Raw genomic sequence first — 16598 nt, 5'->3', positions numbered from 1 at the left:
CTCCATCGGGCTGGAAGAACCGCGGCCGGGTGGAGGCATCCACCCGGCCGCGGTCAGCAGCGGTTCGCTACAGCGAGATCACTGCGCGGGCGAGCTGGGCGAGGTCACCTCGAGCTCGCCGGAGATGATCGCCTCCTGCAGCGCGGCCAGCTCGTCGGCCAGGCCCTCGGGCAGCTCGGCCTCGAACGCGCCGAAGCCGGAGAGTCCGACGCCCTCGTTCTCGAGCGTGCCGACGTAGGGCGTGACGTCGAAGTCGCCGGTGGCGGCCTGGACGGTGGCGTCGTGGACGGCCACGTCGATGCGCTTCATGATCGAGAAGAGCACGAGGTCGGCGACCGACGGGTCGACGGCGGCGAGGTCGGAGTCGACACCGATCAGCAGGGCGTCGGAGCCGGCGTCATCGATCGCCGCCGCGGCGCTCTGATAGATCGGGCCGCCGACGGGGAGCACCACGTCGACGCCCTGGTCCAGGATGCCCTGCGCGGTCTGCTTGGCGGTGTCGTTCGCGGCGAAGCCGCCGGTGAACGAGCCCTCCTGAGCCTCGACATCCCAGCCGAAGGTCTGGACGTCGGCCGACTTGTCCTCGTTGAACTTCGCGACGCCGTCGACGAAGCCGTCCATGAAGATCGTCACGGGCGGGATCTGGATGCCGCCGAAGGTGCCCACCTTGTTGACGCCGGCAGCGTCGGACCATGCGGCCGCGGCGTAACCGCCGAGGTACGCGGCCTGCACCGTGTCGAACAGGAGCGGCTTGATGTTCGGGGCGTCGGACTCGCCGTTGAAGTCGGCGTCGGCCGAGTCGTCGATGATGGCGTAGTCGATGTCGGGGTTCGCGGTCGCCGAGGCGATCGTGTCGGCCGAGAGCTTGAAGCCGACGGCGACGATGAACGTGCAGCCCTCGGCCACGAGGTTCTCGAGGTTGGGCGCGTAGTCGTTGGCCGAGGACGACTCGACCTCGATCACCTCGACGCCGAGCTCCTCGGCGGCGGTCTCCATGCCGGTCAGCGCGGACTGGTTGAACGACTTGTCGTTGAAGCCGCCGTCGTCCGACACGAGGCAGGGCTGGAAGCCCTCGACGACTTCGGGGGTCGTCTCCTCGGACGTGGGCGCGGTCTCGGGAGCGGCGCCGCAGCCCGCCAGGGCGACGAGAAGGCCCGCAGCGGCGACGACACCGGCGAGCTTCTTGGTGCGTGAGATGGTCAACTCAGCCTCCGTTTGTACGGCCCCGCGTCCTTCACGGGGACTGCACAAAGTTACCCACTGTGACGGGCGGGTTGCAGTCGCGCGGACCCGGGTACGCCGAATGGTTACAAAGACGCAATACGACGAGACGCGCCCGTCACGACCGCGGGATTCACAGCACGTCGCCGCGACCGTTGAGCTTGAGGGCGTCCACGACGCCCTTCACGCGCTGCGCGTGCTCGCTCGTGGTCACCAGGAGCGCGTCCTCGGTGTCGACCACGATGATGTCGCGGACGCCGATCAGACTGATCACCCGCGAGGTCTGGCTGACCACGATTCCGCTGGCGGCGTCGGACAGGACGCGGGCGTTCTCCCCCAGGATGGCGAGATCGTTCTTGCGACCGCCCGAGTTCAGCTTGGCGAGGCTGGCGAAGTCGCCGACGTCGTCCCAGTCGAAGTGGCCGGGGATCACCGCGAGCCGACCCCGCGCGGCCGCCGGCTCGGCGACGGCGTAGTCGATGGCGATCTTCGTGAGCGTCGGCCACACGCGGTCGACGACGGGTCCGCGGCGTTCGCGGTCGTCCCACGCCTCGGCGAGGTCCATCAGACCCGCGTACAGCTGCGGCTGGTTGTCGGCGATCTCCCCCAGCAGGACGTCGGCCCGGCTGATGAACATGCCTGCGTTCCACAGGTACGACCGGTTCGCGAAGTACTCCTTCGCGGTCTCGAGGTCGGGCTTCTCCACGAAGCTCTCCACGAGCGCCGCCTCCGGGGCCCCCTCGACGACCAGGCCCTCACCCTTGCGGATGTATCCGAATCCGACCGACGCCTCCGTCGGCTGGATGCCGATCGTGCAGATGTAGCCCTCGCGCGCGGTCGCGACCGCCTGCCGCACCGCCCACTCGAACAGGTGCGGCACGCGGATCACGTGGTCGGCTGCGAACGAACCGATGATCACGTCCGGCTCGCGCCGGGAGAGGATGGCCGCGGCGAGCCCGATCGCGGCGGCCGAGTCGCGCGGCTCGGATTCGAGGAAGACGTTGCGGTCCGGGATGCCGGGCAGCTCCTTCTCGACCGCGGCGCGATGCGCGCGCCCCGTCACCACGGAGATGCGCTCCGGCCCCGCCAGCGGCTCGAGCCGGTCCCACGTGTCGCGCAGCAGGGTCTGACCCGATCCCGTCAGGTCGTGCAGGAACTTCGGCGCATCGGCGCGGGAGAGCGGCCACAGCCGGCTGCCGATCCCCCCGGCGGGGATCACGGCGTAGAAGTCGTCGATCGGCTCAGGCATGACCACAGGCTATCGGCGCCGGGTCGGAGACGCCTGGACTAAGGCACACCTTCGTCGCCCCCCGGCGACGCGCCGCAATAAGATGTACGGAGCGCCCGCGTGACGCCGATGACCCGGCCCGAGAGAGCCGGGACACCTCAGGGGCATCGATTCCGCCCCATCATGTTCGATCCAGGGAGGACGGCCGTGTCTGCACCAGCACGCGTCACACCGTCGGTATCCGAAACCACGTCCCGAGTCCCGCGCGGCACCCTGTACCGCGGGAACGAAGGCATGTGGTCGTGGGTGCTGCACCGCATCACCGGCATCGCACTCTTCTTCTTCCTTCTGGTCCACGTGCTCGACACCGCGCTGATCCGCGTATCGCCCGAGGCCTACGACGCGGTCATCGGCACCTACAAGAACCCGATCATGGGCGTCGGCGAGGTCGCCCTCGTCGGAGCGGTGGTGTACCACGCCTTCAACGGCCTGCGCATCATCCTCGTGGACATGTTCTCGTGGGCCACGCGCATGCAGCGCCAGCTCTGGTGGGGCGTTCTCGGGCTCTGGGTCGTCACGATGCTCGGCTTCGTTCCGCGGCATCTGATCAACGTCTTCTCCGAGCTCGGGCAGGGAGGCCACTGATGACCGCCATCGCCGAGCCCCGCGCTCCCCGCTCCGCCGTCCGCCGCAAGGGTCCGAACCTCGAGAAGTGGGGCTGGATCTACATGCGCGTCTCGGGCGTGCTGCTGATCGTCCTCATCTTCGGCCACCTGTTCGTCAACCTGATGCTCGGCGAGGGAATCCACGGCCTGGACTGGGGCTTCGTCGCCGGCAAGCTGGCCAACCCGTTCTGGCAGTGGTGGGACATCCTCATGCTGTGGCTCGCGCTGATCCACGGCGCCAACGGCATGCGCACGGTCGTCAACGACTACGTCGCCCACCAGCGCACGCGCACGGTGCTGGTCTGGGCGCTGTGGCTCTCCGCCGGCTTCCTGATCCTCCTCGGCACGCTCGTCGTCTTCGCGTTCGACCCGTGCAGCGGCGTCACCCCCGACAGCCAGTTCTTCGAGCGCTGCACCGAGCTCGGACTGAACTGATCGCGCCGTAATCCCGCAGACGAAGAAAGCACCCTCCCCTGTGACCACGACAGCCACCGCCGACAGCTACGTCAAGGACGGCGTCCACTACCACCAGTTCGACATCGTGATCGTGGGTGCCGGCGGCGCCGGCATGCGGGCCGCGATCGAAGCCGGACCCGGCGCGAAGACGGCCGTCATCTCGAAGCTGTACCCGACTCGATCACACACGGGCGCGGCACAGGGCGGCATGGCGGCGGCGCTGGCCAACGTCGAAGAGGACTCGTGGGAGTGGCACACCTTCGACACCGTCAAGGGCGGCGACTACCTCGTCGACCAGGACGCCGCCGAGATCCTCGCGAAAGAGGCCATCGACGCGGTCATCGACCTCGAGAACATGGGGCTGCCGTTCAACCGCACCCCCGAGGGCAAGATCGACCAGCGCCGCTTCGGCGGGCACACCGCCGACCACGGCAAGACCCCGGTGCGCCGCGCGTGCTACGCCGCCGACCGCACCGGCCACATGATCCTGCAGACGCTGTTCCAGAACTGCGTCAAGCTCGGCATCAACTTCTTCAACGAGTACTACGTCCTCGACCTGATCACGGTGAAGGATGCCGCGGCGAAGACCGAGATCGCGGGCGTCGTCGCCTACGACCTGGCCACCGGCGACCTGCACGTCTTCCACTCCAAGGCCGTCATCTTCGCCACCGGCGGCTTCGGCAAGATCTTCAAGACGACCTCCAACGCGCACACCCTGACCGGCGACGGCGTCGGCATCATCTGGCGCAAGGGCCTGCCGCTGGAGGACATGGAGTTCTTCCAGTTCCACCCGACCGGTCTCGCCGGGCTCGGCATCCTGCTCACCGAGGGTGCGCGCGGAGAAGGCGCGATCCTCCGCAACGCCTCGGGCGAGCGGTTCATGGAGCGCTACGCCCCGACCATCAAGGACCTCGCGCCGCGCGACATCGTCAGCCGCTGCATGGTGCAGGAGGTGGCCGAGGGCCGGGGCGCCGGGCCGCACCGCGACTACGTGCTGCTGGACTGCACCCATCTCGGGGCCGAGGTGCTCGAGACGAAGCTCCCCGACATCACCGAGTTCGCCCGCACGTACCTCGGCGTCGACCCCGTGGTCGAGCCCGTTCCGGTCATGCCGACCGCGCACTACGCCATGGGCGGCATCCCGACCAACAACGACGCCCAGGTGCTCGCCGACAACACCACCGTCGTCCCCGGCCTGTACGCCGCCGGCGAGTGCGCGTGCGTCTCGGTGCACGGCTCGAACCGCCTCGGCACCAACTCGCTGCTCGACATCAACGTGTTCGGCAAGCGCGCGGGCAAGAACGCGGTGGAGTACGTCAAGACGGCCGAGTTCGTGCCGCTGCCCGAGGACCCGGCCGCCGAGGTGCGGGGCCTGATCGAGGGACTGCGCGCCAACCAGGGAACCGAGCGCATCGCCGTGCTCCGCAAGAGGCTCCAGGACGAGATGGACCGCAAGGCCCAGGTGTTCCGCACCGACGAATCCCTCGGCGAAGTGCTCGACGTGATCGAGGAGCTGCGCGAGCGGTACAAGAACATCCACGTCGACGACAAGGGCAAGCGGTTCAACACGGATCTGCTCGAGGCCGTCGAGCTGGGCTTCCTGCTCGACATCGCCGAGGTCGTCGTCGTCACGGCGCGCAACCGCAAGGAGAGCCGCGGCGGTCACATGCGCGACGACTTCCCCCAGCGCGACGACGAGAACTACATGCAGCACACGATGGCGTACCTGTCGGGCGATGCCGGATCGTCGCACTCCGAGGACCACATCCGGCTCGGCTGGAAGCCCGTCGTCTTCACGAAGGACGAGGCCGGCGAGTTGCGATACCCGCCGATGGAGAGGAAGTACTGATGGCGAGTCTCGTCGCAGTCGACGCGCCCACGGAGGCGACCACCGACGTCCAGACGCCGGCCGACACCGGCATCCAGTCGTTCCTCGTGACCTTCATCATCCGCCGGTTCGATCCGGAGGTCGATGAGGAGCCGCGCTGGGTCGACTACGACGTCGAGCTGTACTCGACCGACCGCGTGCTGGACGCTCTCCACAAGATCAAGTGGGAGGTCGACGGCTCGCTGACGTTCCGGCGCTCCTGCGCCCACGGCATCTGCGGCTCCGATGCGATGCGCATCAACGGCCGCAACCGCCTGGCCTGCAAGACGCTGATCAAGGATCTCGACATCTCGCAGCCGATCTACGTCGAGGCGATCAAGGGCCTGCCGCTCGAGAAGGACCTCGTCGTCGACATGGAGCCCTTCTTCGCGTCGTACCGCGAGGTGCAGCCCTTCCTCATCGCGAACTCGAAGCCCGAGCCGGGCAAGGAGCGCATCCAGTCGATCGTCGACCGCGAGGTCTTCGACGACACCACGAAGTGCATCCTGTGCGCCGCGTGCACCTCGTCGTGCCCGGTGTTCTGGACCGACGGCCAGTACTTCGGCCCCGCCGCGATCGTCAACGCGCACCGCTTCATCTTCGACTCGCGCGACGATGCGGGCGACGTGCGACTCGACATCCTCAACGACAAGGAAGGCGTGTGGCGCTGCCGCACGACCTTCAACTGCACCGAGGCGTGCCCCCGCGGCATCGAAGTGACGAAGGCGATCGCCGAGGTGAAGCAGGCGGTTCTGCGCGGGCGGCCCTAAGCTTCCCTGCGTGACCCAGTCGCAGCGCGACGCGCCCCTCGCCCCGTCCGATCCAGCGCTGCGCGCCGCCCGCGGGGCGGTCACCGCCGCCTACGCGGCGCAGGGCCTCGGCTACGCCGTCATCGTGACGTCGCTGCCGGCGCTCAAGGCGCGGCAGGACGTCGGGGACGACGTCGTCACGATCCTGGTGCTCGGCGTCGCGATCACTGCGGCGCTCGGCTCGGTGATCGCCAACGCGATCGCCGTGCGGTGGGGCAGCCGGACCGCACTGACCCTAGGCCTCCTGGTGCAGGCGATCGCGCTGCCGGTGATCGCCCTCCCGACGCCGTTCCCCGTGTTCGCGGCCGCATTCGCGGTGTTCGGCGTGGGGCTCGGATGCGTCGACGCGGCCGCCGCCATGCAGGGTGTGGCCGTGCAGCGCTCCTATGGACGACACCTGCTGGGCGGCTTCTTCGCCGCCGCGACCGCCGCCGCCATCGCGGGGGCCCTTCTCGTCTCGTGGGTCGCGCTGTCGGCCGTCGGCGCCGGGGTCGCGCTGGCGTGTGCCGCGGCGATCGCGCTCGGGGTCGCCCTCGCGGGACTGCGGTTCTTCGCTCGCGAGGTGCCGATCGACGAGGCGCTGCCGGCGGCCGAGCGCGCGAAGCTCCCCCGCGCCGGCATCTGGGCGTTCGGGCTCGTGATCCTCGCGGTGTTCGTCGCCGACTCGGCGGTGAGCACGTGGAGCACCGTCTATCTGCAGGACGACCTCGCCGCGCTCGCGTGGATCGCTCCCCTGGGCTATGCCGCCTACCAGGCCGTGGTCCTGATCACGCGGCTCGCGACGGATCGCCTCGTGCCCGCCGTCGGGCGGGGCCGACTTGTCGCCGTCGCGGCATCCGTCTCCGCCGTCGGCTGCGTGATCATCGCCCTGCTCCCGTTCCCGGCGGCGGCGATCGTGGGGTTCGCGCTGGCGGGCGTGAGTGCGGGCGTATTGATCCCGGTGACGTTCGGCGCCGCCGGCGACCTCGCGCCGGAGCACAGCGACCAGGTCATCGCGCGCGTCAACCTGTTCAACTACGCCGGCGCGATCCTGGGCGCCGTGGTGGTCGGTGTGCTGGCCGACGGGCCCGGACTGGGGCTCGCCTTCCTGCTGCCCGCCGTCGCCCTGGCCGCGATCCTGTTCGCCGTGCCGCGATTCCGGACCGCTTCCTCGCCGGCGGGCGTGACCGCACCGGCGACCGGGGCGTCCGAAACCGACCCGCGCAGTCGCTAATCTGACACCGTGACGCAGACGCCCCCGCCGGACGCCCGCGCGGCGGCGGATGCCGCGCAGCGCGAGGAGGAGTCGCTGCGCGAGCGGTGGGAGCAGACCGAGCACAACCTCCGCCAGCGGTTCGACGCCCCGATCAACCGCGCGACGCGGATCACCGAGGCGACGATGGCGTGGTTCCCGGTGCGCGTGTGGCGCAACTTCCTCATCGAGAACGGCTTCCTCCTGTCGGCCGGAGTGAGCTACGTCGCCCTGTTCGCCTGCTTCGCCGCCATCTACCTTCTGTTCGCGATCGCCGGGCTCTGGCTCGGCGGGAGCGAGGAGGCGGTCGATCGGCTCATCGATCTCATCAACAGCTACATCCCCGGGCTGATCGCGCCGGACAGTGCGTTCGCCACGCCGGAGGCCGTGCAGGAGGTCGCGTCCGAGAGCGCCGGCGTGCTCGGATGGACGGGCGTGATCGCGCTCGGCGCCCTCATCTGGACGGCGATCGACTGGGTGACGTACACGCGCCGCGCGGTGCGCGAGCTGTTCGCGATCCCCCCGGACCGCCGCAGCTACTTCCTGCTCAAGGCGCGCGACCTGCTGGCCGCCGTCATCTTCGGGGCGGCCCTCATTCTCGGTGCCGCCCTGAGCTCGGTCGGCAGCACGACCGTGGACTGGATCTTCTCCCTCTTCGGCATGACGAAGGCGAGCAACCTCGTGGATGCGACGGTTCGCCTGGGCTCGCTTTTCGTCGGCTTCGCGGTCACCTCGACCGCCCTCGTCGGACTGTTCCGCTTCCTCACCGGGACGAAGCTGCCGTGGCGGCGGATCTGGCCCGGAGCGATGATCGGCGGTCTCGGGCTGTCCGTGCTGCAGCTCGGCGCCGGCCTGCTGCTGAGCTACACGCCCTCGAACCCCCTGCTGGCCGGATTCGCCTTCTTCATCGGCATGCTCCTGTGGTTCCGCCTCATGGGGATCGTCCTGCTCACCGCGGCATCCTGGGTCGCCGTCGCCGCCCGCGACCGCGACGTCGTGCTCCTCCCGCCCACCGAGGCGGAGCGGCTCGCCGCCGAGCACGATGCACTGCTGCTGGCCGCGCAGGTGCGGCTGCGCACCGCGAAGGATGCGCGCGCGCAGGCGCGGTGGTGGCGCGTTCCGCTCGCCGACCGGGCCGTGCACGAGGCCGAGGAGGAGCTGCGCCAGGTCGAGGCCGCCGCGCCGGCGATCCCCCACGCCAAGAAGGCACCCGGCACGCCCCCGGCGAGGGGCCCGGTCGAGCCGGCCGGAGCCGCTGTCGCACCGCCGGCGAAACCTGGCCGCCGACGCCGCTGACGGGGTCGGCAGAACCGGGGCATCGGATCCGGAATGGCGTTCGCCGAGGTCTGGTGTCATATTCCGCGCCACGGCGGAGTCTGCTCTTTGGCCGGAGATTTCTCCGGCCAATCGGCAGTGGGTTGCGTGAGGAGCGGATGCATCGTGAAGTTCGGTTTCAAGCGGAGGAGTGAGCAGGGGTCGAACTCGGTCGCGCAGGCTCTGGCGGCGCAGGATTCTCACGCTCTGGGGGCGGCGTTACGGGAGCAGGATGTGGCGCTGCTCGTTGCAGAGGCTGCGGGCCAGCAGGTTCCGGCGATCCTGACCGACTCGGCGGGGATCCGTGCGATCGCGGTGCTTTCCGGGAGCGAGGCCGCCCAGCGGTTCGGCGGGCCGGCTGTCGCGACGGTGCGAGGAGACCGCGTGGCTGAGATCGCGCACCGACAGGGAGTGGACGCCGTCCTGTTCGACCCGGCAGGGCCGGCCCCGGTGCGATTCGGCCCGGGAGCCCTGCAGGCGATGATCGACGGCATCGTCGCGGGGTCGGACGGCCAGGCCGTCCTGGTGGGGGATCTCGAGGTGCTTCCCGCCCGGTCGGCCGAGGCGGATCGAGTCAGGGACTTCCTGGCCAGGCACACCGGCGAGGAGATCGAGACCTTCGTCTTCGACCGGCTGGTGGCACGGCGCTTCGTGCTGACCGTCGGGGTGCAGGGCTCCGATGATGCGGTTCGTGCCGTCGTGGAGGGGCTGAGTCGCGAACCCGATGTCGGAATGGTCGACGTCGTGCAGCTGGACGATGAGACCAGCCGGCTCCTCGCCGGAAAGCTTCCCGGATCGAAAGGCACGATGTGACGTTTCCGAACAACCCTCTCGAGGTGTCCCTGCGCCGCGCCTCGGTGGGAGAGGTCTCGGTCGAGGACTGGCTGACGCAGCTGGCTGAAGCGCGCGTGTGGGTCCCCTTCACTGAATCGGTCGGTCGGGAAGGCGCATTCGATGTGCTGACGATCGACGGTGCCCCGTATGTCGCGTGCGCGACGTGGTCGGCCACTCCTCCGCCGCCTTCCCGGTCGACGTGGTCTTCACGTCCGATGGCGGTCCGTTGGTGGAGTGGATGCTGTCGAACACCGACCCGTTCTACGCCGCCCGCTCCGGTTCGACACCGCACGCCTGATCGTTCCCCTGCCCGGCCGTGAGCGTGTCGGCGCCCCGGGTTAGGCTGGCGGTCGTGCCACGCCGAGTCCGCATCGCTTCCGTCAACGTCAACGGCATCCGCGCCGCCACCCGCAAGGGGATGATCGAGTGGCTCGACGAAGCCGACGTCGACGTCATGGCCCTGCAAGAGGTGCGCGCGACGCTCGAGGAGCTCCAGAACGTGCTGCCCGGCTGGGAGCTCGTCAACGACGAGGCACTCGCCAAGGGCCGCGCCGGCGTCGCCATCGCCAGCCGCCTGCCCGCGATCGAGGTGCGGCGGGTCCTCGGTCCTGAGCCGCTCGACTCGGCCGGCCGCTGGATCGAGGCCGACCTCGACATCGACGGCGAGCGCCTCACTGTCGTCAGCGCCTATGTGCACACCGGCGAGGCCGAGACCCCGCGGCAAGACGCCAAGTGGGCGTTCCTCGACGCGATGGAGAGGCGGATGCCGCAGCTCGAGCAGTCTTCCCCGCTCACCGTCGTCATGGGCGACCTGAACGTCGGGCACCGTGAACTCGACATCCGCAACTGGAAGGGCAACGTCAAGAAGGCCGGCTTCCTGCCGCGCGAGCGCGCGTACTTCGACCGGTTCCTCGGCCCCGCCGGCGAGCAGGTCGCGGGCGTCGACGGATCGACGGGCTCCGGACTCGGCTGGGTGGACGTGGGCCGGGCGGCGCACGGCGAGGTCGACGGGCCCTACACGTGGTGGTCGATGCGGGGCCGGGCGTTCGACAACGACAGCGGGTGGCGCATCGACTACCACCTGGCGACTCCGGCGCTCGCGGAGCGCGTCTCGAACTACCGGGTCGTCCGCGCGCCGTCATGGGACACGCGGTGGAGCGATCACTCCCCCGTCGTGGCCGACTACGCGATCGGTCTCTGAACGGACGACGGCGGGTGCGGCATCCGCTGTTCTCCTTCCGCAGGTGCCTGCGGTTCGGGCCCCCACCCGGCGACCCTAGGATTGTCGGGTGAGCAAACCGCGCCTGTACTCCGGAATGCAGCCCTCCGCCGACTCCCTCCAGATCGGCAACTACATCGGGGCACTCCTGCAGTGGCGCGACCTCCAGGAGTCGTACGACGCGTTCTTCTCGGTCGTGGACCTGCACGCCCTCACGGTGCCGAATGACCCGGGCGAGCTGCGTGAGAAGACGCGCCGCACCGCCGCGCAGTACATCGCCGCGGGGATCGAGCCCGCCAAGTCGACGCTGTACGTGCAGTCGCACGTGCGCGCGCACGCCGAACTGGCCTGGATCCTCTCGACCATCACCGGCTTCGGCGAGGCCGGTCGCATGACGCAGTTCAAGGACAAGTCGCAGCGCTACGGCTCCGACGTCACCTCGGTCGGCCTGTTCACGTATCCGGTGCTGATGGCCGCCGACATCCTGCTCTACCAGACCGACATCGTGCCGGTCGGCGATGACCAGAAGCAGCATGTCGAGCTGACGCGCGATCTCGCCGAGCGCTTCAACAGCCGCTACGGCACCACCTTCACGGTGCCGATGCCGGTGATCCAGAAGGAGACCGCCCGCATCTTCGACCTGCAGAACCCGACGGCGAAGATGTCGAAGTCGGCCGAGTCGGACGCCGGCGTGCTGTGGCTCCTGGACGAGCCGTCGGTCAGCGCCAAGAAGATCATGCGCGCCGTCACCGACAGCGACGGCACGGTGCGGTACGACCGCGAGGAGAAGCCGGGCGTCTCGAACCTGCTGGTGATCTACGCCGCCCTCACCGGCCGGCAGATCCCGTCGATCGAGGACGAGTACGCGGGCCGCGGCTACGGCGACTTCAAGAAGGGCCTCGCCGAGGTCGTGGTGGAGGAGTTCGGCCCCGTGCGCCAGCGCGCGCTCGACCTGCTCGCCGACCCCGCCGAGCTCGACCGCGTTCTCGCGGCGAATGCGGCGAAGGCCGACGCCGTCGCCGACGCGACGCTCGCCGACGTCTACGACAAGGTCGGACTGCTGCGCCGGGTCTGACGCCGGTCGCGGGGCGGTCGCCGTGGCCAACCGCGGCCCCGGGGGCTGAGCGGACGCCCAAAACGGCCCTTCACAGGGCGCCCCTGGAGGGCTGCCGACGTTGTGCACGCTCCCCCGGGCCGAGACGAGCCCGCGCACAGCGCGCACCACCACCTCCGGGTGATGCATGATGTCTTCGGCGATCGGACGAATGGTCGTGTAGCCCAACGCGGCGGCTGCAAGGTCTCGTCGGCTGTCGCGCTTCCGCGCGATCCAGCCTGCGTGGTGAGCTTCGCTGTCGCATTCAATGATCAGCCACCCGTCCACTACGAGGTCGACCCGTCCGACGCCGTCGATCCACACCTGGATGTCCACCTCGAGGCCGAGGCTCCTCACCATCAGTCGAACAAGCGTCTCTGGGCCGGATTCGCTCCGGCGATCGAGCAGCGGTCGCAGGGCCTGGTACCTCCGGGGCAACCTCCCGAAGACTGCTGCGATCCCCGCTTCGTCGAGCAGACCGATGTGCCAGATGGAGTCGAGCGTCGCAAGCGCGGCGCGCGGCGATTGGCAGCGACAGGCTTGGGCGACCGCTTCCACGAGGTCGGCCGCGAGCCCGCCGCGGGACGCGGCCGTCGTGCGAAAATGGCGCATCGTGCCGGCGTTCCGGGGCTGAATCCGGGTGGAGGTCCGGTCCATCTGGATGTGGGTGATCGACCGCTCCAAGACGAACACACCGAGCACTCTCAAGAGCGACACGCAGTCAAGGCGGCCCCCCGCGCGTGCTGCAGCGATCAGGTCCGGCGGACAGTCGCCGCGCACGAACGAGCCTTTCCGCAGCCGGATTAGAAGTCCGTCCGTCAGAAGTCGCGTGATCTGGCGCCGGGACAGGTCGGCTCGCAGCTCGGAATAGGTCAGCGACGTCGCACTGAGCACCCTCGCGGGATCATCATCGGTTCGCGTCATGCCCCCACACTGCGGGCCCGCGGATCCACGGAGACCGTCGGCGCGCCTTCTGGGGATCGTCGCCCCGGCCGAGCGGGCTGGGGAGGACGCCCGAGCACAATGTCGGCAAAATCCCATCAACCGTGGCGGTGACTGCGCCTGTGACGTGGCCCGCTCCGATTCTGCCGACGTTGTGCACACGCTCAGGCGCATGCAGCTCTCACGCCGGGCCGCCGAGCCGCCCAGCGCGCGGCCGCCCGGCACGGCCGGCCGCCCGGCACCGCCCCCCGCCCCCGGATAGCCTGGGCGCATGGAGCCCGTCGTCCTGCGCACGCCCCGCCTCGAGCTCGCCCTGCCGCGGGAGGACGACGTCGACGGAATCTTCGCCGCGTGCCAGGATGCCGGCATCCAGCGCTACACGCCGGTCCCGTACCCGTACGAGCGGCAGCACGCGGAGCAGTTCGTGGAGCGGATCCCGAAGGACTGGGAGGCCGGGCGCCATGTCACGTGGGGCATCCGCGAGCACGACCGCCTCATCGGCACCATCGGCCTCTACCGCATGGAGGGAGACGGGAACGGCGAGATCGGATTCTGGATGGCCCCGGAATCCCGCGGCCGCGGCCGCCTGCGCGAAGCCGCGAACGCCGTGCTCGACTGGGGCTTCTCGGCCGAGGGTCCCGGGCTCACCCGCATCGAGTGGCGCGCCGTCGTCGGCAACGTCGCGTCCGCCCGTGTCGCCAGCGCCCTGGGCTTCCGGTACGAGGGCCTGCTGCGTCAGGCGCTGGCCAACGCGAAGCACCGCGACGACGGCTGGATCGCCGCACTGCTCACGGACGACGAGCGGATGCCGCAGCCCTGGCCCGTCCTCGAAAGCTGAGCCTCGCCGCTCGAGCGCGTGGCAGGATGGCCGCATGCCCGAGATGCCCGAGGTGCAGGGGCTGGTCGAGTTCCTCCGCGGACGCGTGACCGGCCTGGAGGTCACGCGCGTGATGGTCGCGAACATCGCGGCGCTGAAGACGTACGATCCGCCGGTGGATGCCCTGAAGGGGGCGCGCATCGGCGCCGTCGCCCGGCACGGCAAGTTCGTGGACCTCGCCACGGCGAGCGAGTCCGATGATCCGCACCTCGTGTTCCACCTCGCCAAGGCCGGGTGGCTGCGGTTCTACGATCAGCTGCCGACCACGCTCATCCGGCCTGGCAAGACCCCGATCGCCCTGCGCGTCGCCCTCTCCGACGGCTCGGGGTTCGACCTCACCGAGGCGGGGACGAAGAAGTCGCTCGCCGTGTACGTGGTGCGCGATCCCGCCGATGTCCCCGGCGTCGCGCGCCTCGGCCCCGACCCGCTCGACCCGGGCTTCACGCGCGACACCCTGGCCGGTCTGCTGGCAGGACGTCGCACCCAGATCAAGGGCGTCCTTCGCGACCAGGCCACGATCGCCGGCGTCGGAAACGCTTACTCCGACGAGATCCTCCACGCCGCGAAGATGTCGCCGTACGCGCTCGCGTCGAGCCTCGACGACGCCGACGTCGACCGCCTCTTCGCCGCGATGACCGACACCCTCACGGAGGCCGTGGCCGAGGCATCCGGCAAGCCCCCGGCGGAGCTCAAGGACGCCAAGCGCCGTGGCATGAAGGTGCACGGACGCCGAGGCCGGGCCTGCCCGGTGTGCGGCGACGAGGTGCGCAGCGTCTTCTTCGCCGACAACTCTCTGGAGTACTGCCCGACGTGTCAGACCGGCGGAAAGATCCTCGCCGACCGGCGGCTGTCGCGGCTGCTGAAGTAGGTCAGCTCCCGGTCGTGCCCATGAGGGTGCGGGCATCGTCGTCGACCCAGTCGAGCGACTTCGACACCGCCTTCTGCCACAGCCGGTAGCGGCGCTCGCGCTCGTCCGCGGCCATGCCCGGCTCGAAGCGCACGTCCTCCTGCCAGTGTCCGCGGAGGGCGTCGCGGTCCGTCCACACGCCGGTCGCGAGGCCGGCGGCGTAGGCCGCGCCGAGCGCGGTCGTCTCGACGACCTTCGGGCGCACGACGGGGATGCCGAGGATGTCGGCCTGGAACTGCATCAGCGCGTCGTTGCGGGTCATGCCGCCGTCCACGCGCAGCTCGTCGAGCTCGCGCCCGGTGTCCGCGACGACGGCCTCGATGACATCGCGGGTCTGGAAGGCCGTCGACTCCAGCGCCGCGCGCGCGATGTGGCCCTTGTTGACGTAGCGCGTCATGCCGACGAGAGCGCCGCGCGCGTCGGGCCGCCAGTACGGCGCGTACAGCCCCGAGAACGCGGGGACGAAGTAGGCGCCGCCGTTGTCGTCGACGGTGGCCGCCAGCGTCTCGACATCTTCGGAGCGCTGGATGATCCCGAGGTTGTCGCGCAGCCACTGCACGAGCGAGCCGGTGACGGCGATCGAGCCCTCCAGCGCGTACCGCGCGGGCTCGTCGCCGCATCGGTAGGCCACGGTGGTGATCAGCCCGCTCTCGGAGCGCACGATGTCGGTGCCGGTGTTGACGAGCAGGAAGTTGCCGGTGCCGTAGGTGTTCTTCGACTCGCCGGCCTCGAAGGCCGCCTGGCCGAAGGTCGCCGCCTGCTGGTCGCCGAGGATGCCCGCGATCGGGGTGCCGTGCAGCACATCGGGCAGCGCCGTCATGCCGACGACCCCGGACGACGAGCGGATCTCGGGCATCATCGACCGCGGGATGCCCCACACGGCCAGGAGCTCGTCGGACCAGTCGAGCGTGCGCAGATCCATCAGCAGCGTCCGAGAGGCGTTGGTCACGTCGGTGACGTGGATGCCGCCCCGGGCGCCGCCGGTGAGGTTCCAGATCACCCAGGTGTCGGGGGTGCCGAACACGAGATGGCCGGCGTCCGCGGCATCCCTCGCCCCCGGCACGTTCTCGAGGATCCACGCGATCTTCGACGCCGAGAAGTAGGTCGTCAGCGGAAGCCCGGTCGCCTCGGCGAACCGGTTCGTGCCGCCGTCGGCGGCGAGCTCGTCGATGCGAGGCTGCGTGCGGGTGTCCTGCCACACGATCGCGTTGTGCACCGGGCGCCCCGTGCGGCGGTCCCACACGACGGCGGTCTCGCGCTGGTTGGTCACTCCGACGGCGGCGACATCGGATGCCGCGATCCCGGCGCGCGAGAGGCACGACGCGACGACCCACTCGGCGCTGGTCCAGATCTCCACCGGGTCGTGCTCGACCCGGCCGGCGCGCGGGAAGATCTGCTCGTGCTCGCGCTGTGACACCGACACGATGGCACCCGTCGAGTCGAAGACGATCGCCCGGGTCGATGTGGTCCCCTGATCGATCGCCAGGACGTGATCGGCCACCGTCGTCTCCTTCCTCGCGGGCATCACCGCCCGCACGGCTGCTGCGCCGGCATCGCCGGCTGCGGTCAGGCTATCGCGAGGTTGCGGATGCCCCGGCCCAGGTCGGATCTGCGGCATGCACGCGCGCGAGACCGAGCTCGACCTCGGCGGTGATGCGGTCGGCGTCCCACCCGAGCACCGGGGCGACCGCAGCCGCGATCTCGCGGGCCGCCGGCTCGGTGGCGCCGCCGATGAAGGCGATGCTGGTGCGGCGCAGGAGGATGTCGGCGAGGTGCACGACGTCCTCGGTGGCCGCCAGGTGGCGCAGCTCGGCGGTGCTGTAGCCCGGGACGCTCTCGAGCTCGGCATCGTCGGGGTCGGCGGCGATCGCCGCCACGATGTCGGTCGCGACGGTGCCATAGCGGTCGAGCAGCGTTGCGACGCGCGCGGCCGGG

Annotated in this window: 17 protein-coding genes; 13 read left to right on the top strand and 4 right to left on the bottom strand. The window is 70.1% G+C overall.

The window, feature by feature from the left end; all coding sequences use genetic code 11:
- Positions 1-78: 78 nt before the first annotated feature.
- Entirely contained in the window at positions 79-1203 is a 1125-nt protein-coding gene (locus ACE3O1_RS05080; protein ID WP_374313090.1) for a BMP family protein, read from the bottom strand.
- Between the two features lie 151 nt (positions 1204-1354).
- A complete protein-coding gene (locus ACE3O1_RS05075; protein WP_374313088.1) occupies positions 1355-2470 on the bottom strand; it encodes a mannose-1-phosphate guanylyltransferase in 1116 nt (371 codons plus the stop codon).
- 186 nt (positions 2471-2656) lie between these two features.
- Here ACE3O1_RS05075 and sdhC point away from each other — a divergent pair, with 186 nt between their 5' ends.
- The 13 genes from sdhC (at position 2657) to ACE3O1_RS05010 (ending at position 14624) form a co-directional block, all read left to right on the top strand.
- A complete protein-coding gene (gene sdhC / locus ACE3O1_RS05070) occupies positions 2657-3094 on the top strand; it encodes a succinate dehydrogenase, cytochrome b556 subunit (RefSeq protein ID WP_374313086.1) in 438 nt (145 codons plus the stop codon).
- Positions 3094-3549, top strand: a complete 456-nt coding sequence (locus tag ACE3O1_RS05065) for a succinate dehydrogenase hydrophobic membrane anchor subunit (RefSeq protein WP_374313084.1) — start codon at positions 3094-3096, stop codon at positions 3547-3549. Before sdhC ends, ACE3O1_RS05065 begins: the two co-directional genes overlap by 1 nt.
- Positions 3550-3589: 40 nt before the next feature.
- Complete coding sequence (sdhA, locus tag ACE3O1_RS05060; RefSeq protein WP_374313081.1) at positions 3590-5419, top strand: succinate dehydrogenase flavoprotein subunit; 1830 nt, start codon at positions 3590-3592, stop codon at positions 5417-5419.
- Complete coding sequence (locus tag ACE3O1_RS05055) at positions 5419-6207, top strand: succinate dehydrogenase iron-sulfur subunit (protein WP_374313079.1); 789 nt, start codon at positions 5419-5421, stop codon at positions 6205-6207. The genes sdhA and ACE3O1_RS05055 overlap by 1 nt, the downstream gene beginning before the upstream one ends.
- Before the next feature lie 10 nt (positions 6208-6217).
- On the top strand, positions 6218-7459 hold the full coding sequence (locus tag ACE3O1_RS05050; RefSeq protein ID WP_374313077.1) for an MFS transporter: 1242 nt from the start codon (positions 6218-6220) through the stop codon (positions 7457-7459).
- Between the two features lie 9 nt (positions 7460-7468).
- A complete protein-coding gene (locus ACE3O1_RS05045) occupies positions 7469-8773 on the top strand; it encodes a YihY/virulence factor BrkB family protein (RefSeq protein WP_374313075.1) in 1305 nt (434 codons plus the stop codon).
- Positions 8774-8917: 144 nt separating this feature from the next.
- The gene (locus ACE3O1_RS05040) at positions 8918-9604 is read left to right on the top strand and encodes a hypothetical protein (protein ID WP_374313073.1); all 687 of its coding nucleotides are present in this window, start codon (positions 8918-8920) and stop codon (positions 9602-9604) included.
- 175 nt (positions 9605-9779) lie between these two features.
- On the top strand, positions 9780-9923 hold the full coding sequence (locus ACE3O1_RS05035; RefSeq protein ID WP_374313071.1) for a hypothetical protein: 144 nt from the start codon (positions 9780-9782) through the stop codon (positions 9921-9923).
- Between the two features lie 54 nt (positions 9924-9977).
- Positions 9978-10826, top strand: a complete 849-nt coding sequence (locus tag ACE3O1_RS05030; RefSeq protein ID WP_374313069.1) for an exodeoxyribonuclease III — start codon at positions 9978-9980, stop codon at positions 10824-10826.
- An 88-nt stretch (positions 10827-10914) separates the two neighbouring features.
- Positions 10915-11919 (top strand): tryptophan--tRNA ligase, encoded by a 1005-nt coding sequence (gene trpS / locus ACE3O1_RS05025; RefSeq protein WP_374313067.1) that lies wholly within the window; start codon positions 10915-10917, stop codon positions 11917-11919.
- A 264-nt stretch (positions 11920-12183) separates the two neighbouring features.
- Positions 12184-12744 carry a hypothetical protein gene (locus tag ACE3O1_RS05020; protein WP_374313065.1) on the top strand — a complete coding sequence of 187 codons (561 nt, stop codon included), beginning with the start codon at positions 12184-12186 and terminating at the stop codon, positions 12742-12744.
- Between the two features lie 406 nt (positions 12745-13150).
- The gene (locus ACE3O1_RS05015) at positions 13151-13717 is read left to right on the top strand and encodes a GNAT family N-acetyltransferase (RefSeq protein ID WP_374313063.1); all 567 of its coding nucleotides are present in this window, start codon (positions 13151-13153) and stop codon (positions 13715-13717) included.
- Positions 13718-13751: 34 nt separating this feature from the next.
- Positions 13752-14624 (top strand): Fpg/Nei family DNA glycosylase, encoded by an 873-nt coding sequence (locus ACE3O1_RS05010; RefSeq protein ID WP_374313061.1) that lies wholly within the window; start codon positions 13752-13754, stop codon positions 14622-14624.
- A 1-nt stretch (position 14625) separates the two neighbouring features.
- On the opposite strand, the gene glpK is transcribed toward ACE3O1_RS05010, so the two are convergent.
- Entirely contained in the window at positions 14626-16164 is a 1539-nt protein-coding gene (gene glpK / locus ACE3O1_RS05005; protein WP_374313059.1) for a glycerol kinase GlpK, read from the bottom strand.
- 70 nt (positions 16165-16234) lie between these two features.
- Positions 16235-16598, bottom strand: a 364-nt coding sequence (locus tag ACE3O1_RS05000) for a glycerol-3-phosphate dehydrogenase C-terminal domain-containing protein (RefSeq protein WP_374313057.1), incomplete at its 5' end; no start/stop codon positions are given.

The organism is Microbacterium sp. (assembly GCF_041909575.1).
Classification (GTDB): Bacteria; Actinomycetota; Actinomycetes; order Actinomycetales; family Microbacteriaceae; genus Microbacterium.
The sequence above is the reverse complement of the archived record's forward strand: the minus strand, read 5'-3'. Positions and strand labels throughout refer to the sequence as shown.

What these genes read in the sequence shown, in the direction of transcription:
- ACE3O1_RS05075 (WP_374313088.1), bottom strand. Translation starts at nt 2,470, where the DNA reads ATGCCTGAGCCGATCGACGACTTCTACGCCGTGATCCCCGCCGGGGGG.
- ACE3O1_RS05065 (WP_374313084.1), top strand. Translation starts at nt 3,094, where the DNA reads ATGACCGCCATCGCCGAGCCCCGCGCTCCCCGCTCCGCCGTCCGCCGC.
- ACE3O1_RS05055 (WP_374313079.1), top strand. Translation starts at nt 5,419, where the DNA reads ATGGCGAGTCTCGTCGCAGTCGACGCGCCCACGGAGGCGACCACCGAC.
- ACE3O1_RS05015 (WP_374313063.1), top strand. Translation starts at nt 13,151, where the DNA reads ATGGAGCCCGTCGTCCTGCGCACGCCCCGCCTCGAGCTCGCCCTGCCG.
- ACE3O1_RS05010 (WP_374313061.1), top strand. Translation starts at nt 13,752, where the DNA reads ATGCCCGAGATGCCCGAGGTGCAGGGGCTGGTCGAGTTCCTCCGCGGA.